The organism is Streptomyces rimosus subsp. rimosus (genome assembly GCF_000720725.1).
In the GTDB taxonomy this organism is placed as follows: Bacteria; Actinomycetota; Actinomycetes; order Streptomycetales; family Streptomycetaceae; genus Streptomyces; species Streptomyces rimosus_A.
On sequence record NZ_JOCQ01000066.1, the window covers coordinates 1 to 20,672 of the forward strand.

The 20,672-nt window shown below is 72.1% G+C and carries 18 protein-coding genes; 5 read left to right on the forward strand and 13 right to left on the reverse strand.

What is annotated here, in order from left to right; genetic code table 11:
- The 3 genes from IH45_RS0128480 to IH45_RS0128490 form a co-directional block, all read right to left on the reverse strand.
- Nucleotides 1-1,651: helix-turn-helix domain-containing protein (locus tag IH45_RS0128480; protein WP_107058737.1), on the reverse strand; the 1,651-nt coding region annotated here is incomplete at its 3' end.
- Between the two features lie 252 nt (nt 1,652-1,903).
- Nucleotides 1,904-2,809, reverse strand: a complete 906-nt coding sequence (locus IH45_RS0128485) for a helix-turn-helix domain-containing protein (RefSeq protein ID WP_030674624.1) — start codon at nt 2,807-2,809, stop codon at nt 1,904-1,906.
- A complete protein-coding gene (locus tag IH45_RS0128490; protein WP_030674626.1) occupies nt 2,806-3,627 on the reverse strand; it encodes a peptidoglycan-binding protein in 822 nt (273 codons plus the stop codon). Before IH45_RS0128490 ends, IH45_RS0128485 begins: the two co-directional genes overlap by 4 nt.
- 359 nt (nt 3,628-3,986) lie before the next feature.
- On the opposite strand from IH45_RS0128490, the gene IH45_RS0128495 reads away from it, so the two are divergent.
- Complete coding sequence (locus IH45_RS0128495; protein ID WP_030674629.1) at nt 3,987-4,451, forward strand: hypothetical protein; 465 nt, start codon at nt 3,987-3,989, stop codon at nt 4,449-4,451.
- Nucleotides 4,452-4,563: 112 nt separating this feature from the next.
- Here the strand turns inward: IH45_RS0128495 and IH45_RS0128500 are convergent, their stop codons facing one another.
- From IH45_RS0128500 to IH45_RS0128510, 3 genes are all read right to left on the reverse strand, one after another.
- Nucleotides 4,564-5,784 carry an NADP-dependent isocitrate dehydrogenase gene (locus tag IH45_RS0128500; RefSeq protein WP_030674633.1) on the reverse strand — a complete coding sequence of 407 codons (1,221 nt, stop codon included), beginning with the start codon at nt 5,782-5,784 and terminating at the stop codon, nt 4,564-4,566.
- 391 nt (nt 5,785-6,175) lie between these two features.
- Nucleotides 6,176-6,604, reverse strand: coding sequence for a DUF3017 domain-containing protein (locus IH45_RS0128505; protein ID WP_030674636.1), 429 nt, complete (start codon nt 6,602-6,604; stop codon nt 6,176-6,178).
- A gap of 103 nt (nt 6,605-6,707) precedes the next feature.
- Nucleotides 6,708-7,562, reverse strand: coding sequence for a bifunctional methylenetetrahydrofolate dehydrogenase/methenyltetrahydrofolate cyclohydrolase (locus tag IH45_RS0128510; protein WP_030674640.1), 855 nt, complete (start codon nt 7,560-7,562; stop codon nt 6,708-6,710).
- A 302-nt stretch (nt 7,563-7,864) separates the two neighbouring features.
- On the opposite strand from IH45_RS0128510, the gene IH45_RS0128515 reads away from it, so the two are divergent.
- Nucleotides 7,865-8,659, forward strand: a complete 795-nt coding sequence (locus IH45_RS0128515; RefSeq protein ID WP_030674643.1) for an RDD family protein — start codon at nt 7,865-7,867, stop codon at nt 8,657-8,659.
- A 160-nt stretch (nt 8,660-8,819) separates the two neighbouring features.
- A complete protein-coding gene (locus IH45_RS0128520; protein ID WP_030674646.1) occupies nt 8,820-9,377 on the forward strand; it encodes a DUF5336 domain-containing protein in 558 nt (185 codons plus the stop codon).
- 88 nt (nt 9,378-9,465) lie between these two features.
- On the opposite strand, the gene purH is transcribed toward IH45_RS0128520, so the two are convergent.
- A complete protein-coding gene (gene purH / locus IH45_RS0128525; RefSeq protein WP_030674650.1) occupies nt 9,466-11,025 on the reverse strand; it encodes a bifunctional phosphoribosylaminoimidazolecarboxamide formyltransferase/IMP cyclohydrolase in 1,560 nt (519 codons plus the stop codon).
- The gene (purN, locus tag IH45_RS0128530) at nt 11,022-11,675 is read right to left on the reverse strand and encodes a phosphoribosylglycinamide formyltransferase (RefSeq protein ID WP_030674653.1); all 654 of its coding nucleotides are present in this window, start codon (nt 11,673-11,675) and stop codon (nt 11,022-11,024) included. Before purN ends, purH begins: the two co-directional genes overlap by 4 nt.
- Before the next feature lie 264 nt (nt 11,676-11,939).
- On the opposite strand from purN, the gene IH45_RS0128535 reads away from it, so the two are divergent.
- Nucleotides 11,940-12,935 (forward strand): hypothetical protein, encoded by a 996-nt coding sequence (locus IH45_RS0128535; protein WP_030674668.1) that lies wholly within the window; start codon nt 11,940-11,942, stop codon nt 12,933-12,935.
- 95 nt (nt 12,936-13,030) lie between these two features.
- Here IH45_RS0128535 and IH45_RS0128540 read toward each other — a convergent pair whose 3' ends face one another.
- The gene (locus tag IH45_RS0128540) at nt 13,031-14,947 is read right to left on the reverse strand and encodes a cell division protein PerM (protein ID WP_158813299.1); all 1,917 of its coding nucleotides are present in this window, start codon (nt 14,945-14,947) and stop codon (nt 13,031-13,033) included.
- A gap of 143 nt (nt 14,948-15,090) precedes the next feature.
- On the opposite strand from IH45_RS0128540, the gene IH45_RS1000000151110 reads away from it, so the two are divergent.
- Nucleotides 15,091-16,101, forward strand: coding sequence for a sigma factor-like helix-turn-helix DNA-binding protein (locus IH45_RS1000000151110; RefSeq protein ID WP_050515256.1), 1,011 nt, complete (start codon nt 15,091-15,093; stop codon nt 16,099-16,101).
- Nucleotides 16,102-16,179: 78 nt separating this feature from the next.
- Here the strand turns inward: IH45_RS1000000151110 and sucD are convergent, their stop codons facing one another.
- The 4 genes from sucD to IH45_RS0128565 all read right to left on the reverse strand — a co-directional run bounded on the left by sucD (nt 16,180) and on the right by IH45_RS0128565 (nt 20,522).
- Entirely contained in the window at nt 16,180-17,064 is an 885-nt protein-coding gene (gene sucD / locus IH45_RS0128550; protein ID WP_030586326.1) for a succinate--CoA ligase subunit alpha, read from the reverse strand.
- A gap of 23 nt (nt 17,065-17,087) precedes the next feature.
- Nucleotides 17,088-18,269: an ADP-forming succinate--CoA ligase subunit beta gene (gene sucC / locus IH45_RS0128555; protein ID WP_030674676.1), complete on the reverse strand. Its 1,182-nt coding sequence runs from the start codon at nt 18,267-18,269 to the stop codon at nt 17,088-17,090.
- Between the two features lie 375 nt (nt 18,270-18,644).
- Nucleotides 18,645-19,469: a hypothetical protein gene (locus IH45_RS0128560; RefSeq protein WP_030674679.1), complete on the reverse strand. Its 825-nt coding sequence runs from the start codon at nt 19,467-19,469 to the stop codon at nt 18,645-18,647.
- Nucleotides 19,470-19,598: 129 nt separating this feature from the next.
- Nucleotides 19,599-20,522, reverse strand: coding sequence for a hypothetical protein (locus tag IH45_RS0128565; protein WP_158813301.1), 924 nt, complete (start codon nt 20,520-20,522; stop codon nt 19,599-19,601).
- Nucleotides 20,523-20,672 lie beyond the last annotated feature (150 nt).

Genomic DNA, 20,672 nt, shown 5'->3' on the forward strand with positions numbered 1-20,672 from the left:
GGGGGGGCGGGGGGGTGGGTGCGGGGCGGGGCGAGTCGTGGTGGAGCGGGGTGGGTGTCGGCCGGTAGGCGTCGGCCGGTGGGCGGACCCACCGGCTGGCGGGGCCGGGGCATCGACCGGTGGACTCACCCGTACCCGTGCCCGTACCCGTACCCGAGCCCGTACCCGAGCCCGTGCCCGAGCCCGTCGTCGGCGTCGGCTTGGCGCAGCCCTTCAGGCCCGCCGCCGTCGTTCCGCACGCGGTGACCTTCTTTGGGTCGCCCGACACCGGCACCATCGCGGTGTACGCGTCACCGTCCTGCCCGGCCTTGGCCTTCTCCGTACGGCCCGCTGAACTGATCGCGGCCTCGTCGCCCGGCGCGGCCCCGGTGATACGCGCCCAGGCGGCGCCGCACACCTTGCTGTACCGCACCTCTATCAGCGAGCCGCCCGCGAACCCCCGCGACGGGCTGTCGGCGTTCTGGCCGCCACACCCCATCGTCTCGGGGTCCTTGCCCGCGCAGTCGGCCCCGGCGCACTTCACCCCGGCGGGCAGTACGGGCTTCTTGCTCGGGCTCGCCGACGGCGCAGGCGCGGCCTGCTTGCCGTCCTTGCCGCCGACGTCCAGCAGCAGCACAGCGGCGGCGATCACGAGCAGCGCGCCGACGACACCGGCCAGGAACATCGTGACGCGACGACGACGGAGCTGCCGGTCGGCGCCGTCCGGGGGCCCGGCGGGAGCGGGTTGCCCGGCGAGATGCCCCGTGGCGGGCCCGGGCGGGGGGCCGCCGGAGTCGGAGCGGTACGAGTCAGGGCGGGACGAGTCAGGGCGGGACGCGTCGGGGCGGGGCGGCGGAGCGGCGGGCTCGGCGTCCACGTAGGCGGTCACCCTGGGCCAGGTCACCTTGCCCGGCCGGTCGGTGTCGTTCGTCGCCTCAACCGTCGCCCCAACCGTCGGGCTATCCGCCGGGCCATCCATCGTCCCGTCCGCCGTGCCCGCGGAGGATGCCGCGGACGGTGACGGCGCGTTCGATGGCGAGGTGGTCGACGGCGGCATGGTCGATGATGACGGCATGGTCGACGGCGGCGCGGCCGCGGAGGACCCGGCCATGCCGGGGAAGTCCGCGCTGGACGGCAGGTCGTTGTCGCGGCGCGGCGGCGCGGCGGTTGCCGCGGCCCCCTGAGGCTGCGCGTTCCCCGACGCCTCCCCCGATGCCTTCCCCGGCTCCTCCGACTTCTCCGGCTTCTCGGGCTCCTCCCCCGGCCCTTTCCCCTTGGCCTTCTCCCTGGCCTTGTCCTTGAGCCGGGACTTCGCCTTGCCCGGCGCCGGGCCGAACTCCCCCAGCGCGGCCCGCGCCTGCGCCACCCGGATCGCCTCCATGGTGACGTCGTGGCGCATCTCCGAACGGCTCCAGGCGCGTTCGGCCAGCTCCCACATCGTGGTGAGGTGACCGGCGTGCGCGCCGGTCGCCTCGGCCAGCGCCAGCACGGCGCGCTGCGGCGGCAGCAGCCGTCCGTTGAGGTAGCGCTCCCACGAGGTCTTGCTGTAGCCGGTACGGTCCGCGACGGCGGCGAGACTCAGCCCGCTGCGCTCCACGAGCCGCCGCAGCTGGCTCGCGAACTCCTTCACCTGCGGATCGAGTTCTTCCGGTAGCGCCCTCCAGCGAGGCATTGCCTCCCCCTAACCCCCCATATGCGCCTGCTTGCGCCTGTCAGTGCTCTTGCTTCCGGTGCTCTTGCGTCGACTCCTCCGCCGGGGCGCGGCCCCCGCAGCCCGCCCCAGTGGTTACCCAAAGGGATGCTCAGAGTCAGGATGCCAGTTCCCATCTCCGGGGCGCACGGGAGCATTCGGGCATGGGACACGTAGCCGTACACCCCCGTACACTTCCGCCCGCCGTAGCCGGACCGGGCCGAAAGCCGGTACTCAGCCCGTACGGAAGCACTCGGACCGGCCGCCCCCTGCCGGGCGCAGGCACACCCGCAGCTTCTCGGGCCCTGACGCGGCGGCCATCGGGGTGAAGACGTAGCCGTCGGCGTCGAACCGGTCGGTGACCCGCGTGCTCTGCGGCCTTCCGCCGGGCGCGTCGAATGCGAGGCGGTCGCCGATCCGTCCGCCGCGGAGGCGGCCCCATGCCGCGCCGCATGCCTTGCTGTACCGGATCTGGAGGTGGCGCCCGCCCGTGGCGGTGTGCCTGAGTACCGTGGTCACCAGGCCCTCCCCGCCGCACAGCATGAACAGCGGGTCCTGACCGTCGCACGCCGCCCCGTGGCAGCCCGTGCGCGCGGAAGGCGCGGAGGAGACGGCGGTGTTCGCCTGCCGGTCGGCCCCGCCGGCGCCGGGGTGCGATTCCAGTACGACGGCCAGTACGACAACAAGTACGGCGGCCACGACCAGCACCACCGCCACACCCGTCACCAGCGTCACACGGCGCACACCGAACGGCGGCGCCGATCGCGGGACATCTTCGGGACGTTGCGCCGCGCCGCCGCCCTCTTCCGGCGGAGACGCCACGCCCTCGCGTACGCCCGCGCCCGGCACATCCGGACACTCGCGCTCCGCCGCACGCCCCCGCCCGCTCCACGCCGCGTCGGCCAGTTCCCACAGCGCCACCACCCGGCCGCCGCGCTCCCCGGCCAGGCGGCACAGTGCCTCGACCGCTTCCCTCGGCGGCAGCGCCTTGCCATTGAGGTAGCGCTCCCACGAGGACTTGCTGTACGCGGTTTTGGTGGCCAGGGCCGCCAGCGACAGCCCCGTACGTCCGCGCAACTCCCGTAACGCCGCGGCCAGCCGCGCCCCCTCGACCGGCCCGGACGCTCCCGTGCCGGTCATCGGCGCAGCGCTTCCCAGGTGTCGGGGCCCACGATGCCGTCGGCCGGCAAGCCGGACTTGGTCTGGAAGCGCTTCACGGCGCGGATGGTGTTCTCGCCGACGATGCCGTCGACAGCCCCCGGGTCGAACCCCCGGTGCCGCAGCAGGCACTGCGCCTCCACGACGCCCCAGCCGGAGGTGCCGTTGGCCAGGATCGCCTGGGTGGTGGCGCTGCGGTCCGCGGTCAGTACGCCGTGCGCGCGGTGCACCCGGCAGTCGAACGCCTTGCCCGGCTCGTGCACGAACGCCCCCGGCGACGCGGACGGTTGCACGGCAGGCGGCGTGTCGTCCTGCCACGGCCGGGAGATGAGCAGTCTCGCGGCAAGTGCGGCGATCAGGAGGGCGGCCGTGGCGAGTACTGCCGTACGGGTCGGTGACCGTCTCCGGCGTACGTTCTCGGGCCGCGCGCCCTCAGCCCGTACGGGACCAGGCTCTGTGTCACCAGCCCGTAAGCCTGCGGCACCAACCCCACCAGCCGCCTCCACCTCCGTCTCGGTCTTCGCCCCCGACTCCCACCCCCACCCCTCCGCCGCCACCTCCTGAAGCGCCAGCAGCCGGGTCGGGTCGGTGCCGCAGACGCGGGCCAGGGACTCGACCGCGGCCCTCGGCGGCAGCTTCTTGCCGTTGAGGTAGCGCTCCCAGGACGACTTGCTGTACGCCGTTCTCGCGGCCAGCGTGGCCAGGCTCAGGCCGCTGTGGTCCTTCAGCCGGCGCAGTTGTGTGACCAGCTGCCGGGTCCGCTGGTCAGTCGACGCGGGCAGCTCTTTCCAACGCGACATGTTCCACCCCACACGCGTTCTCCGGTCCCCCGAGGCGTCGCGCCCCCTTCCGTACCGATGATGGCAAAAGCGCTGGAACCGGCCCCCGCCCTTCTTTCATTCCGTGAGCATTCCGGACACGCGGAAGGGCGACGTCCGGGCCGCTCCGGGCCGCTCCGGCCCGCCACCCGGCGTCGGCGCGTCCCGCCCCGTCGTCAGTCCTGTCGGCATCCCAGCAGGTCAGCCGCGCGCTGTCCCACGATGGACCAACTCCCCCGGTCTCTCTGGCCGGTGTACCTGGCGTGCCCTGAAAGTCGGTGGTGCACACCGGCGGCGCGGTCCACCCCGCGCCGCCTCCACCAGACGGAGAGGAACCCGCAATGATGAATCTGCGCAGGAGCGTCGCGCTGTCCGCGGCCACCGCCCTCCTCGGCGGCGGAGCCGCCCTGGCGGCGCCGGCGGCCACCGCCGCACCGGCCACGGGGACGACCGTGGCGGCGGTGCAGGACACGTCGGCGCGCGGGGGCTGGCAGAAGCAGTGGAGCTCCCGTATCAGCGCCGACTACCTCAAGACGCACGGCAAGAAGTGGGTCTCGGGGGTCTACCGCCAGCCCGACTGGTCGAACATGGCGCGCACCACGTTCCGCTGCTCGGGCGGTGGACAGGCCAAGGTGACGATCAAGAACATCGACTCGGGCAAGAAGGCTTCGAAGAAGCACGACTGCAACGGCCGCAAGCACTACGCGACGGTCGCCTACCGCAAGGGCCAGCACGTCCGGATCACCCTCCAGACGACGAAGGGCAAGCCGAAGACCACCACCGTGGAGGCCTGGGCCGGCAACTGACCGGTTCCGCGCGCGGCCGTGGCCCGTCCTCTCCGGGGGAAGGACGGGCCACGGGCCACGGTGCGGGAGCAGCGGGCCACGCGCCGCGGCACAGCGCGGCGCGTGGCCCGCCTCACGCATCCGCCATCTTCTTCTGCACCCCCACGTCCAGCGCGTCCAGGAACTGCTCCGTCGTCAGGTACGGCTGGTTCCTGGAGATGAGCACGGCAAGGTCCTTGGTCATCTGGCCGCCCTCGACGGTCTCGACGCACACCCGCTCCAGCATCCGGGCGAACCGGGTGACCTCGGGTGTGCCGTCCAGCTCGCCGCGGTGGGCCAGGCCGCGGGTCCAGGCGAACACCGAGGCGATGGGGTTGGTCGAGGTGGGGACGCCCTGCTGGTGGCGGCGGTAGTGGCGGGTCACCGTGCCGTGCGCGGCCTCCGCCTCCACGGTGCGGCCGTCGGCCGTCATCAGGACCGAGGTCATCAGGCCGAGCGAGCCGAAGCCCTGCGCCACCACGTCGGACTGCACGTCCCCGTCGTAGTTCTTGCAGGCCCAGACGTAACCGCCGTCCCACTTGAGCGCCGCGGCAACCATGTCGTCGATCAGCCGGTGCTCGTACGTCAGGCCGCGCGCGTCGAAGGCGGCCTTGAACTCGGCGTCGAAGACCTCCTGGAAGAGCTCCTTGAACCGGCCGTCGTACTTCTTGAGGATCGTGTTCTTCGTGGACAGGTACACCGGGTACGAGCGGTCCAGGCCGTAGCGGAACGCGGCGCGCGCGAAGTCGCGCACGGACTCGTCGTGGTTGTACATGGCGAGCGCGACGCCGGGGCCCGGGAAGTCGTGGACCTCCAGTTCGACCGGCTCGCCGCCGTCCCGGGGCGTGTAGGCCAGGGTGAGGGTGCCGGGCCCGGGGACCTTCAGGTCGGTGGCGCGGTACTGGTCGCCGAAGGCGTGCCGGCCGACCACGATGGGCCTGGTCCAGCCCGGTACGAGGCGGGGCACGTTCGCCATGATGATCGGCTCGCGGAAGATGACGCCGCCGAGGATGTTGCGGATGGTGCCGTTGGGCGAGCGGTACATCGCCTTGAGGCCGAACTCCTCGACCCGCGCTTCGTCCGGGGTGATGGTGGCGCACTTGACGCCGACCCCGTGCTTCTTGATCGCGTGGGCGGCGTCGACGGTGATCTGGTCGCCGGTGGCGTCGCGGTTCTCGATGCCCAGGTCGAAGGAGCGCAGCTCGATGTCGAGGTAGGGCAGGATCAGCTTGTTCTTGATGGAGGACCAGATGATGCGGGCCATCTCGTCGCCGTCGACCTCGACGACGGGCTGGGCAACCTTGATCTTGGCCATGCGGTGGGGCGTCCCTCTCGCGCGACGACTGGGGCGGCGACCGGCGGTGTCCCGGACACGTCGATGTGCCTCGTCGTCAAGTTACTCGGCGCGGGGACGCGGCGGCCGTCCCTGAGGGCACGCGCGGGTGTGCGTCACGCGAATGGCGCGGGGGGCCGTTGTACGGGCCGGTGCGGGTCCGTCGTGCGGGCAGCGGTACGGGTCCGTCGTGCGGGTCCGTCGTACAGACCGACGCATGCCCGTCGTACGGGCAGGTGCGTACCCGTACCCCGTCCTACGGGCGCATGCATGCCCGTACCAGGTGCCGGTGCATGCCCGTACATGTACGCGGACGCACGAAGGGGAAGGCCGGAGCGCGCGGCCTTCCCCCGTGCGGGCGTACGCCCCCGGCTCACCACACCGTGAAGTGCACCAGATCGTCCAGGAACGGAATCTTCAGCCACGGCTTCGGCTGCGCCATCAGCGCCAGCAGGACGATGGCCACGCCCAGCCCGCCGAACGTCGCCATGTCGGTGAACCGGGACCGTACGGCCAGCATGCCCACCTTCGGCAGCACTCGGCGCAGCACGGCCCCGCCCAGCAGGGACAGGCCGATCAGGAGCGTCCCGATGCGGAAGCCGTCCAGCGCGACGATGAACAGCCCCAGGGCCACGCCGCCCATGACGGCCAGCAGCGGCCACTGCCGGGCGGGCGGCGGGGCGCTGCCGGGGGCGGTCCTGGCGCCGCCCTCCGGCCGCGCGGTGTCGGTGGTGATCCGCGGGAAGCGGCGGGAGGGCCGCTGCGGCTCGGAGGCGCCTTCCGCGTGCGCTTCGGCACTCATGGGTGGCGGTCCCTTTCCGTGTCCGTTCCGGTGCTGCTGGGCGTTTCCGTGCTGCGAGGGTTTCCGTACTGCGAGGGCCGCGGCGCTGCGGGACGTACGAGGGTCAGCCCGCGGCGCGCTCGGCGGCCTCGACGACGTTGACCAGCAGCTGGGCGCGGGTCATCGGGCCGACACCGCCCGGGTTCGGGGAGAGCCAGCCGGCCACCTCGGCGACACCGGGGTGCACATCGCCGACGATCTTGCCGTTCTCGTCCCGGCTGACGCCGACGTCCAGGACGGCCGCGCCCGGCTTGACGTCCTCTGGCTTGATGATGTGCGGCACGCCCGCGGCTGCCACGATGATGTCCGCCTGCTTGAGCTGCGCGGACAGGTCACGGGTGCCGGTGTGACACTGCGTGACGGTGGCGTTCTCCGACTTGCGGGTCAGCAGCAGCGGGATCGAGCGCCCGACGGTGATACCGCGGCCCACCACGACCACATGCGCGCCGTTGATCTCCACGCCGTGGTGGCGCAGCAGCTGGATGATGCCGTACGGGGTGCACGGCAGCGGCCCCTCGACGCCCAGCACCAGCCGGCCCAGGCTCATCGGGTGCAGGCCGTCGGCGTCCTTGGCCGGGTCCATCAGTTCCAGGACACGGTTGGTGTCGATGCCCTTGGGGAGCGGGAGTTGGACGATGTAGCCGGTGCAGGCCGGGTCCTCGTTCAGTTCCCGTACGACGGCCTCGATCTCCTCCTGCGTCGCGGTGTCCGGCAGCTCCTTCTGGATGGAGGCGATGCCGACCTGGGCGCAGTCGCGGTGCTTGCCGTTCACGTACCAGCGGCTGCCCGGGTCGTCACCGACCAGGAGAGTGCCGAGGCCGGGGGTGACGCCCCTGGCCTTCAGTGCTTCCACGCGGGAGGTGAGTTCGGACTTGATCGCGGCGGCGGTGGCCTTGCCATCGAGAATCTGGGCGCTCATACCCCCATCCTCCCGGATGAGGCCACTTCCGTTCCAATCAGGGCTCGCCATGGCCGTAGCAAGCAGAGCGCGCTATGGCCACTGACAAGAGCGATGACCGGAGATGACCGAAATGGAATTGCGGAATCGATCATTGCACTTGCACAACACATCAGCCTCTTGACTGGACAACGATATTGCGCAACTAGAAGTATTGCGGCTCAGTGCCGCAGGCATCATCGGGGGGCGGGCCACTGATCCCAAGGTTTCCTCCGAGCACGCCCTGCCGTCCCCCACTGAACAACAACGGAGGAAACCAGCCAATGAGCTTTGGCGACCCGAACAATCCCTACGGACAGCCGCAGGGGCAGCCCGGACCGTACGGCCAGCCCCCGCAGGCCCCGTACGGTCAGCAGCCGCCGGCGCCCCCGCAGGGCCAGCCGGGGTACGGCTACCCGCAGCAGGCACAGCCCCAGCCGGGTTACGGCTATCCGCAGCAGGCCCCGCCTCAGCAGCAGGCCCCCTACGGCCAGCCGCCGCAGGTGCCCCAGCAGCAGGCGTACGGCTACCCGCAGCAGGCGGCCTACGGCCAGCAGGGCGGAATGCCGGGTATGGGCATGCCGCAGGGGTACGCGAGCTGGGGGGCGCGGGTGGGCGCCTACCTGCTCGACGGCCTGATCATCGGCGTGGTGCCGGGCATCCTGTACCTCATCGCCTTCGTCGTGAGCGCCAACTCCACCGTCTCCCGCCCGGACACGTCCTACTGCGGCACCGATTTCCAGTGCATCCGGAACGCCTACGACGCGGCCTCGACGACGCCCGCGCTTGCGATCATCCTCATCTGGCTCGCCATCCTGATCACGATCGCCGGCGGCCTCTTCCTGATCGCCAAGGAAGGCTCCACCGGTCAGACCCCGGGCAAGAAGGCCTGCAAGATCCGCGTCGTCCGTGAGGCGACCGGGCAGCCGCTCGGCTTCGGCATGGCCCTGGTACGCAAGCTCTGCCACGCGGTGGACGGTCCGCTGTGCGGTCTGGGCTACTGGTGGCCGCTGTGGGACGAGAAGTCGCAGACCTTCGCCGACAAGATCGTCGGCTCGGTGGTCGTCCGCAGCCAGTAACCGTCAGGCGGTACGTACGGCCCGGGCCCCCTCACGCAAAATCGCGCGAGGGGGCCTTCGCCGCCCCGTAGGCTCTTATCGATCTCTTACCTCACCCGGGACCGCCGGAACCGCGCAGCACCGGCTGACACCAGGTCACACCGCTCGAAGGACACCGCTCGTGAGCTACCCGAACCAGAACCCCTACGGCCCGCCGCAGGGCCAGCCCCAGGGCCCTCCCCAGCCCCAGTACGGCTACCCGCAGCCGCAGCCGTACGCGCCGTTCCCCGGCGGCCCCGCCGGCATGCCGGGCATACCGGTCCCGACCGTGATGCCGGGCGGCGTGAAGGCCGCCCGTGTGATGCTCTACGTCATGGCGGGCCTGACGGTCATCGGTCTGGGCCTGGTCGTGTTCCTGCTGAGCACGATCAGCAAGGCCAGCAAGTCCGAGTACGTCACCTCCAGCAGCTTCGAGAGCCTCCAGGTCGGCAAGGGCCTGCTGATCGCGATGATCATCGGCATGGTGCTCTGGGGCGCCGGGGCGATCGTGGCCGCCTCGCAGCTCTCCAAGGGCGGCAACGGCGCGCGCGTCACCGCGATCGTCGTGTGCGTGGTCGGCATTCTCTTCAGCTTCGTGTTCATGCCGTTCGGTCTCGTCTACGACGTCATGTGCATCATCAGCATCGTGATGGTCTCCAAGACGGACGGCACGGCCTGGTTCACGCGCCCGCGTTACTGAACCGCTCCCCACACGCGCCGAGAGCCGCACCCGGGTCGGGTGCGGCTCTCGGCGCGTTCAGGGACGTACGCGTTCAAGGACGTACGCCTCAGTGGAAGAAGTGCCGCGTCCCCGTCAGGTACATCGTCACGCCCGCGGCCTTCGCCGCCTCGATGACCTGCTCGTCGCGGACCGAACCGCCGGGCTGCGCGACGGCCTTGACGCCGGCCTCCAGCAGTACCTCCAGGCCGTCCGGGAAGGGGAAGAACGCGTCCGAGGCGGCGTAGGAGCCGCGGGCCCGCTCCTCGCCGGCGCGCTGGACGGCCAGCTTCGCCGAGTCGACGCGGTTGACCTGGCCCATGCCGACGCCGACCGTGGCGCCGTCCTTGGCGAGCAGGATCGCGTTGGACTTCACGGCGCGCGACGCGCGCCAGGCGAAGGCCAGTTCCGCCAGTTCGCCGTCGCTCAGCGGCTCGCCCGCCGCCAGCGTCCAGTTGGCCGGGTCGTCGCCCTCGGCCTGGAGGACGTCCTTGACCTGGGCCAGACCGCCGCCGTCGATCGGCTTGAACTCGGCCGGCGGCTGCGGGCCCTCGGGGCAGCGCAGCACCCGGATGTTCTTCTTGCGGGACAGCACCTCGACCGCGCCGTCCTCGTAGTCCGGCGCGACGATGACCTCGGTGAAGATCTCCGCGACCTGCTCGGCCATCGCCACGGACACCGGGCGGTTGACGGCGATGACGCCGCCGAAGGCGGACAGCGAATCGCAGGCGTGCGCCTTGCGGTGCGCCTCGGCGACATCCTCTCCGATCGCGATGCCGCACGGGTTGGCGTGCTTGATGATGGCCACACAGGGCTCGGTGTGGTCGTACGCGGCCCGGCGCGCGGCGTCGGTGTCCGTGTAGTTGTTGTACGACATCTCCTTGCCGTGCAGCTGCTCGGCCTCGGCCAGGCCGCCACCGCCGCTCGTGTAGAGGGCCGCCGCCTGGTGCGGGTTCTCGCCGTACCGCAGCACGTTCTTGCGCTCGTACGTGACGCCGAGGAAGCCGGGGAACTCGCCGCCGTCGCCCGCGTAGTCACCCGCGAACCAGGAGGCCACCGCCACGTCGTACTCGGCGGTGTGCCGGAACGCTTCGGCGGCCAGCCGCCTGCGCTCCTGGAGGTCGAAGCCGCCGTCCGCGACCGCCTTCAGCACGTCCGTGTAGCGGTCGGGGTTGACGACCACGGCGACCGAGGGGTGGTTCTTGGCGGCGGCGCGCACCATCGAGGGCCCGCCGATGTCGATCTGCTCGACGCACTCGTCCGGCTCCGCACCGGAGGCCACCGTCTGCGTGAACGGGTACAGGTTGACGACGACCAGGTCGAACGGCTCGACGCCCAGCTCGTCCAGCTGCCGCCGGTGGTCCTCCAGCCGCAGGTCGGCGAGGATGCCCGCGTGCACCTTCGGGTGCAGCGTCTTGACCCGGCCGTCCAGGCACTCGGGGAAGCCGGTCAGCTCCTCCACCTTGGTCACCGGAACGCCGGCCGCCGCGATCTTCGCGGCCGTCGAGCCCGTCGAGACGAGCTGGACGCCCGCCGCGTGCAGGCCCTGGGCCAGTTCTTCGAGGCCCGTCTTGTCGTAGACGCTGACCAGCGCCCGGCGGACGGGCCGCTTCCTTGCTTCGGCGGTCACGGGATCAGTACCTTTCGTCCCTCAATGCGGTAGCCGTGCCGGGCCAGACGCCCCACGACCTCGACGAGCAGCTTGCGCTCGACTTCCTTGATGCGCTCGTGCAGCGCGGATTCGTCGTCCTCGTCCCGGATCTCGACCACTCCCTGGGCGATCACCGGGCCGGTGTCGACGCCGTCGTCGACGAAGTGGACGGTGCACCCGGTGACCTTGGCGCCGTACGCGAGCGCGTCGCGCACGCCGTGGGCCCCGGGAAAACTCGGCAGCAGGGCCGGATGCGTATTGACGATCCGGTCGCCGTACCGGGCGAGGAACCCGGCGCCCAGGATCTTCATGAAGCCCGCCGAGACGACGAGGTCGGGCTCGTACGCGGCGGTGGCCTCGGTGAGCGCGCGGTCCCAGGCGGCCCGGTCGGCGTGGTCCTTGACCCGGCACACGAAGGTGGGCAGACCGGCCCGCTCGGCACGCTCCAGGCCGGCGATGCCGTCGCGGTCGGCGCCGACGGCCACCACCTCGGCCCCGTACGCGGGGACGCCCTCGGCGGCGATGGCGTCGAGCAGCGCCTGCAGGTTCGTACCGGAACCGGAGACGAGCACGACGATCCGGGCCGGGGATGCGGCGGGAACGGCGTAGGACGGGGAAGCGGAGGCCACGGCGGGGCTCTTTCTCGCGCGGTGCTGCTGTACGGCGGTGTGCGATGTTGTGCGGTCGTACAAAACCATGGGTCGCCGAAAACCGGGGAACCCTACGAAGGCGCCGACCGTCAGCAACGATACCGGCACACCGCGCGGCCCCCACGGGACGGGGGCGCACGCGAGAGGTAGCGTCGGGCGTGAGAACGCACGCTGTTCGTGGTATCCGCCCGCCCGGCCCACCCGTCGGACGTACGGACGAGACAAGGGGAAGACACACTCCAGATGCCGGACCGACGCCGCCGCGCGGCCCTCCTCCTCCCTCTCCCGGCTACCGCCGGGGGGTGCCCCCGGCCCGCCGCCGCTCCCGCGGCGGTGCTGCTGCGCGAGCGCAAGCCGTCCTCCGATTCCGCCGCTCCGGGGGCATCGGGTACATCGGATACGTCAGGTACGTCGGATACATCCGATTCCGGGTCGGGGGCGTCGGACGCCGGGGGTACGGACGGCCCGGCCAGGGAGCGTGCCCGGACCCGGCCCCCGGGGGACCGCGGCGGCGACCGGGACCGTGACAACCCGTTCGCGCCGCCGCCCGCCGACGCGCCCGACCAGCCGTGGCAGCCCCGCCACCACGGGTCGGACCAGGACCAGGGCGACGATCAGGGCCGCTCCGGAGACCAGCAGCCGCCCGCCTGGGGCAGCCAGTGGAGCAGCCGCCAGCCGGGGCGCCAGGGCGGCAGCTTCGGCACCCGGCCGGGCAACCGCAACGGCCAGCAGGGCCCCGGCGGCCCGGGCGGGTCCGGCGGCCTGCGCTGGGACCCGACCGACCCGGCCCAGCGCCGCGCGCGCTACGCGCTGCTCGCCGGCATGTGGGGCTTCTTCTTCGTCCTGTTCAACCTGCCGGAGATCGCCCTGCTGCTGGCGGCGCTCGCCCTCTACTGGGGCATCAGCTCCCTGCGCGCCAAGCCCGCCCGTACGGCCGGCAGCGCGCGGGCCACTGCCGCCGACGTCTCGGGCCAGGCCCCGCCCCGTACGGACTCGGGCGCCTCCGCCACGGGCTACCCGCCCGCCGCCTCCACCCGCCCCCAGACGACCGCTGCTGTGGCAGGGCTGGTCACCGCCTCGCTGGCGCTGGTCATGGTGGCCGCCACCTTCACGCTCCAGCTCGTCTACCGCGACTACTTCACGTGCGTGGACGACGCCCTGACCCAGTCCGCCGCCCACGCCTGCGAGAAGAAGCTCCCCGAGCAGCTGCGTCCGCTGCTCAGCGCTCGGCAGGAGTAATCCGGCAGCCCTGCCTGGCAGACCTGCTTGGCAGCCCGGCCCGGCAATCCGGTCCGGCCATCCGGTCCGGTAGTCCGGTCCTGAAGTCGTCCGTCTCAGCCGCCGCCCTTGTGGGTGGCGGCTGAGGCGTTTCCGGGAACCGCGTTCTCCGGGGCTTCCTCGTGCGGGAGCGTGGTGGGTTCGAAGTCGGTCATCAGGCCGCCGGAGGAGGCGCGCAGTGCCGACCAGCGGGCGCTGCGGGTGCTGGCGTCGTGCCAGGGGTGCCCGCCGTCCGGATCAGGTGCGTACTCGGGTGCGTATCCGGATGCGTACTCGGCTGCGCACCCGGTCCCGTGGCCGCGGTCGTACGCGTAGTCGTACGGTTCCCGGCTGTCCGGGGTACGGCCGCGAGCGTGCCGGGCATGACGGCGGGGTCGGGGGCGGGGGCGCAGCGAACGGGAAGCCGTACGTGCCAGTGCCGTCCAGGCGAAGCGGCAGGCGGCCCACGACCAGCACCCGACGGCGCGGGTGAGGCGTTTCGCGGCGCGTCCGAACCGTACGCGGAGCTTCACCCGTGGCCGGGGCGCGGGCTTCGGCGGGCGGGGTACGCCGCGCAGCCACCAGAGACGGGCGACGAGCGCGCCCGGCACGCCGATGAGCAGGGCCCAGCTCAGCGCCGCCAGCCCCGTCTGCCACCAGCTGGGTCCGAAGCGGGCCAGTGCCGCGCTGCCCAGCGCGCCGCCCGCGAGCCCGGCGAGCACCGCCGACACCACGCCGACGCCGAGCGCCGCGAGCCCGGCGGCGGCGGCCGTTTCGCGCCAGCCGGTCCACTCATGCCGACAGGCCGGCTCCGCACCGGCCGGGCGTGTGGCCACCGGGCGTGTGGCGGCCGCGTACGACTTCGCGGAGAGGGCCGCGTACCGAGCCAGTGCCAGCCCGGCGGCGAGCGGTACCGCGGCGGTCAGCCAGTAGAGCGGCCCGGTGACGTCCGGTTCCGGGAACATGCCGAACAGCGGGAAGTGCGGCAGGCCCGGATGTCCGCTGGTGCCGAGCGGGCCGACCGTGCTCCCCGCGCCGAGCGTGAAGCCGGGGCCGAGCCCGTACGCCAGCCCCCAGACGACGGTGTTCGGCAGCAGGACGAGGCTGAGCAGCACCACGGTGCACCGCCCCGACCAGTCATGGGTGAGCCCGAGGAACCCGTCCCGGACCGCCGGCGCGTGCCAGCCCAGCGCGAGGAGCGCCAGCAGGGCGCCGCAGAGCAGCAGCACCAGGACGCTCGCGGTGGCGGCGCGCAACGCGGTGACGCCGCGCCGTCCCTCCAGCGCGGCACACAGGCCGGACGGCAGCCGGTCGTAGAGGCGCTGGACCCGGTCCGGCAGCGGCACGAAGGCGGCACGTCCGATGCTGTGCCAGGCCGCCACGGCGACGGTCAGGGTGGCCACCACCGGCACGTACAGCAGGGCGCTGAGCGGTTCGACGTACAGCGGGCCTTCGGAGGCGTACAGCAGGGCGGCCCCCGTGACGGACAGGTAGCCCGCCAGGAACCAGCCGAGGAGGAGGCGGGGCCCGGGGTCCGGATCGATGTCGTCGAGGTGGAGGAGGGTGGGGGAAGAGGGTGCGGGAGGGGCCGGGGAGACCGAGGGGACCGGGGGCCACGCGGTGTCGCCGTATGGCGGTGTGGTTTCGAGGATGTGACGGCCGGTCCGGTACAGCAGCCATACGGGCAGGGCCATCAGGAGCAATGGCGTCACGGCGACGGGCGACTCGGCGCCGGACGCGGTCACGGCCCGTACGAGATCGCTGCCGTGGGCGAGGAACCACAGGTCGGCGGCGAGGTGCAGGGCCCGGGACGGGTTGGTGTCCGGGTACGGGGACGCCACCCACAGCAGCAGCACCGCGACGGCGAACGCCCCCAGCCCGAGCCCGGCGGCCAGCACGCCGCCGACGAAGGCGGTGCCGAGCGCGGAGGACCGCTGGGTGGAGGCACGGCCGCGCGACGACAACGTGGGGCCGCGGTCGGTCAATTGGCTCACACCGCCATGCTGCCAACAACACACGTTTCCGCCACGGAGCAGGCAATTGCCGGACGTGTCGCTCAATATATGTTTATGTACCTTTTCACGCCGCTGAGCCATCTCTGCGCCAACGGCACGCGCGCCCGCACGGAGAGGCCGACATGACGAAGACGGAACGGACGAAGACGGAACGGACGGAGGCGGCGGGTGACGTGCCCGTCGCGACGACTGACGGCGCATCAGCCAGCGTGCCGCGAACGCCTGCTGATGACCCATCAGCTGATTCGGCTGGCCCCCTTCCCCCCACCCCCTCGACCGCCTTCGACGCCCTCTACACGCTGCACGCCCCCGACCTGACCCGCCAGGCCATCGTGCTCACCGGTCACGCCCGGCTCTCCCAGGAGGCCGTCGAACGGTCGTTCCAGATGGCTTGGCAGCGCTGGCCCGAGATGGCCGTGGATCCGGACCCGGCGGGCCGGGTGCGGGCCATGGTGCACGAGTACGCGCTCTCGCCCTGGCACCGGACGCGTCCCGGTCTGTGGACCGCCCAGCGGCCGAGCCCCCAGGCACCCGCCGCGCCGCCCGCCACTCCCGCAGAGCGCGCGCTGCGGGAGGCGGTGCTGGCGCTGCCTGTCGCGTACCGGCGGGTGCTGCTCCTGCACGACGGCCTCGGGCTGGAACTGAGCGAGACGGCCGCCGAGGTGGAGGCCAGTACGCCCGCGACGGCCGGACGGCTGCTGCGCGCGCGTCAGGCCCTCGCCGAACGGGTTCCGTGGCTCGGCCTGGCGGGCGAGCCGCCCGTACGCCAGAGAGAGATCCTGCGGGAGCGGCTGGCCGGGCTGGCCCGCGCGCTTCCGGTGGCCCCGCCCGCCGCCAGGGTTGTACGCAGCGGGAGCGAGCGTACGGTCAGCCGGATGACGCAGGGCGCGTTCGGGCTCACCGCCCTCATCGCGGTGGCGACCACCTTCACGCTCGTCCAAGAGGCGGGCACCCTCCCCACCCGGCCGGAGGCCGGTCCCCCGGCCGCGTCGTCCTCCGCCACGTCCGGGGCGGCGGCCAAGGCCACCCGTAAGCAGCACGGGGAACACGCCCGCGTGCAGCAGGCCAAGGCGGACGGACCGGCGAAGAGGAAGGTCGTACGGGCTGGGCACCTCGCCCCGGAAGCGCGTTAGTGCGCCCTCTTACACACGAATGGGCGCGGGCCCGTACCCCCGAGAGGAGTACGGGCCCGCGCCCTGCGCGTGGTGCGATCAGCCGACGAGGATCTCGCGCGCCAGGCGCGCGGTCTCCGACGGGGTCTTGCCGACCTTGACGCCGGCGGCCTCCAGGGCCTCCTTCTTCGCCTGGGCGGTGCCGGAGGAGCCGGAGACGATGGCGCCGGCGTGGCCCATGGTCTTGCCCTCGGGCGCGGTGAAGCCCGCGACGTAGCCGACGACCGGCTTGGTGACGTTGGCCTTGATGAAGTCGGCCGCACGCTCCTCGGCGTCGCCGCCGATCTCACCGATCATGACGATCAGCTCGGTCTCCGGGTCGGCCTCGAAGGCCTCCAGGGCGTCGATGTGGGTGGTGCCGATGATCGGGTCACCACCGATGCCGACGGCCGAGGTGAAGCCGATGTCGCGCAGCTCGTACATCATCTGGTAGGTCAGCGTGCCGGACTTCGACACCAGACCGATCTTGCCGGGCTTGGTGATGTCGCCCGGGATGATGCCGGCGTTGGACTGGCCGGGGGTGATCAGGCCGGGGCAGTTCGGGCCGATGATGCGGGTCTTGTTGCCCTTGCTCGACGCGTACGCCCAGAAGGCGGCCGAGTCGTGCACCGCGATGCCCTCGGTGATCACGACGGCCAGGCCGATCTCGGCGTCGATCGCCTCGACGACGGCGGCCTTGGCGAACTTCGGCGGCACGAAGATGACGGACACATCGGCGCCGGTCTTCTCCATCGCCTCGGCGACCGAGCCGAAGACGGGGACCTCGGTGCCGTCGAAGTCGACGTTCGTGCCGGCCTTGCGCGGGTTCACGCCGCCGACGATGTTGGTGCCGTCGCCCAGCATGAGCTTGGTGTGCTTCATGCCCGTGGCACCGGTCATGCCCTGGACGATGACCTTGCTGTCCTTGGTGAGGAAGATAGCCATGGTGGTCTGAGTCCCTCTATCCCTTACTTCGCAGCCGCGGCGAGCTCGGCGGCCTTGTCGGCCGCGCCATCCATGGTGTCCACACGCTGGACCAGCGGGTGGTTGGCGTCGCTCAGGATCTTGCGCCCAAGCTCCGCGTTGTTGCCGTCCAGGCGGACGACCAGCGGCTTGGTGACGTCCTCGCCCTTGGACTTCAGCAGCTCCAGGGCCTGCACGATGCCGTTGGCGACCTCGTCGCAGGCGGTGATGCCGCCGAAGACGTTGACGAACACGGACTTGACGTCCGGGTCGCCGAGGATGATCTCCAGGCCGTTCGCCATGACCTCGGCGGAGGCGCCGCCGCCGATGTCGAGGAAGTTGGCGGGCTTGACGTTGTCGTGCTTCTCACCGGCGTACGCGACGACGTCGAGGGTGCTCATGACGAGGCCCGCGCCGTTGCCGATGATGCCGACCTGACCGTCGAGCTTGACGTAGTTCAGGCCCTTGGCCTTGGCAGCGGCCTCCAGCGGGTTCGCCGCGGCCTTGTCCTCCAGGGCCTCGTGCTCCGGCTGGCGGAAGTCGGCGTTCTCGTCGAGCGAGACCTTGCCGTCCAGGGCCAGGATGTCGCCGGAGGCGACCTTGGCCAGCGGGTTGACCTCGACCAGGAGCGCGTCCTCGGCGATGAAGGTCTTCCACAGCGTGACCAGCACGTCCGCGACCTTGTCGGCCACCTCGGCCGGGAACTTCGCGGCCTCGACGATCTCGCGGGCCTTCTCCGGGGTCACACCCTCGTTGGCGTCGATCGGGGTCTTGGCGACGGCCTCGGGGCGGGTGGCCGCGACCTCCTCGATCTCCATGCCGCCCTCGACGGAGGCGATGGAGAGGAAGGTGCGGTTGGTGCGGTCCAGGAGGAAGGAGACGTAGTACTCCTCCACGATCTCCGGAGCCGTCTCGGCGATCATCACCTTGTGGACCGTGTGGCCCTTGATGTCCATGCCGAGGATGTTGGTGGCGTGCTCGACGGCCTCGTCCTCGGAGGCCGCCAGCTTCACGCCGCCGGCCTTGCCGCGGCCGCCGACCTTCACCTGCGCCTTGACGACGGACTTGCCGCCGAGGCGCTCGGTCGCCGCGCGTGCCGCCTCAGGCGTGTCGATGACTTCACCGGCCAGCACCGGTACACCGTGCTTGGCGAAGAGGTCCCTCGCCTGGTACTCGAACAGGTCCACGCGCGTCCGTCCCTTGTCTACTCAGAATCGCCGTAGTGATCGCGGTTCGTTGTCTGCATGGGCGTGCCGCGAAGGGCAACGTGACTGCGCTGTCACTGAGGGATGCGTACACGGTGGCCGGTACGCGGCATGTCCGTCTCGCAGGTTATCCCCGCAGGACCGGCCACCCTAAATCGCAGATCACACTGCGGCGGTGATAACAGTCACAGAGACAACGGTCACAGTTCACGGACAGGTACCGGCGGGTGAACGCGGGCTTGCCGGGGTCCGCGTCCATCCGCCGCACAGCATGGAGCCGGGCGGCCCCTTCCCCACGAGGAGCCGCCCGGCGATCCGCTCACCATCCGCCGATGGTGAGCGGGGGTATGCGCGGTGTCAGAGGCCCCGGGCCGGCAGGGCCGGGAGGGCCGGGATGTTGGCGGGGCTGGTCAGGTCGACGGGCGTGGCGGGCAGGGTCCGGGTCGGGAGCGCGCCCGGCAGGCCCGCGGCGGCGCTGCCCGTGATGCCCGCGACGTCGGTCCGTACGGTGCCGGCCAGGCCCTGCGCGAAGGGGGTGGCGTCCGTGGCCACGCCCTGGACGAAGATCTGCGCACCGCCGGCGACACGCTGCACGAACGGGGTCGCCTGGCCCGTCACGTCACCGCCGAGCTGACCGGCACCGCCGACCGCGCCCTGGGCGACGGGGACGGCCTGGCCGATCAGGCGCTGGGCGGTGCCGGTGGTCCTGCCGAGGTCGGTGATCTTGCCGAGGTTGATCGCCTTGTCCAGGTCGGTGACCTTGCCCAGGTCGGCCGTCTTGCCGAGGTCGGTGACCTTGCTCAGGTCGTGGGTCTTGGGGAGGTCGGCGGTCTTGGGGAGGTCGGCGGTCTTGGGCAGACCGCCGGTGGTGGGGAGCTTCGGGGTGACGGGGAGCTTCGAGGTGGTCGGGAGCTTCGGGGTGCCGGGAAGGTCCTGCGTGTGGACGTCGCCGCCGGTGACCCGGCCGGTCACGCCGTCCACGGTCTTCTTCGCGGCGCCGGCCACGTCACCGGTCGGGAGCTTGCCGTGCACCGTGTCGGTGACCGCGCCGGTGACCGCCCCGGCGGCGGGCAGGTCGGCGGTGCCGGGCAGGCCGGCCGCGTTGGCGGCGACGGAGCCCAGGGCCCACAGGCCGGAAGCGGCGGCGGCTACGACGATGGAACGACGGATGTGCGTACGCATGATGAGCAGACTTCCTTCGAATTCAGGGGGTTCGACGGGCAGACCTGTCCCGCCCCCGCGCGGCAGGTCCTGCGCAGACGCGATGTCTGCGGACGGGGAACTCGGACACCGGAGGTCCGGAGGTCTGCCCTAGCCCGGGAATTCGAGGATGTTCGCGGCACGCTGCCGCGTCGGCGGCTCCGCGGCCGCGCGTACGCCTCCGGGCACCAGCCCGAAGTGCGCGGGATGCGCCGGTACGGCGGCGAAGTGGTCGCCGCCGCGCGGGCCGTGGCCGTCACCGGCGGTGTGCGAGGCTGCCGAAGCGGGCCCCTGCGGAAGCCGGCCGGGGAGGCCGTCGTGGCTCTGGCCCGGCTGTCGGCCGGAGACCGAGTCGGCACGCTGAGCGGTACGCGGCGACGCGTCGCCGGAACCCTGCGCGTTTACCGAAGCACGCGCGCACTCCGCGCTTTTCACGCTCGCGGCGGCCTGCGCGTCATCGGCACCGGCCTGGTGCGGGCCGGCACCGTACTGCGGCCCGGAATCCCGGCCCGGCTGCTCGCCGTGCCCGTCACCGCGGCCGTCGTCGTGGCCGTTGTCACCGTCGTGATCACCGTTGCCGTCGGCACCGGGAAGCAGGCCGGGAAGCAGCGCGGGCAGCCGTACGGGCAGGTGTACGGGGAGCGAGTCCGCGTCCCCGGCGCGGTGCACCGCGCGCACCGCGTCCCGTACCGGTTCGGTGACCGGCCGGGTGGCCGGTTCGGCCTGCTCAGTGCCGCTTTCGACGGCCGTTCCGGTCCGCTCGGCGATGGGCCGCACGGCCTTGCCGACGGGCCGCGCAGTCCCGCCGACGGGCATTCCGCCCGCCCGCTTCACGGCTGCCGCCGGGTCGGCCTGCACCGCCGGAGCGAGCCGCGGGTCCGAGCCCGCCGTACGGTCCGCCGCCTGCGCACCGCCGCCGAACGCGAACCCGAGCGCCACGAACCCCGCCAGGAAGAGCCCCGCCAGCAGCGCACGCCGCACCACCACGCTGCGCGGCAGGCGCGCGGCGGCGGGAAGGGCGGTCACGGCAGACACGAGGAGATCCTTTACGGCGGAACATAGCGACGGGGAAGGCGACTTGGGCGCCGGGCCGCGGACGTGCGAGCGCATGGCGCCGACAGCCCTTCAGCCAGGGAAACCGGCGGTACGCGCATCGTGGTGATCGAGCGGCGCCCTGATCCTTGC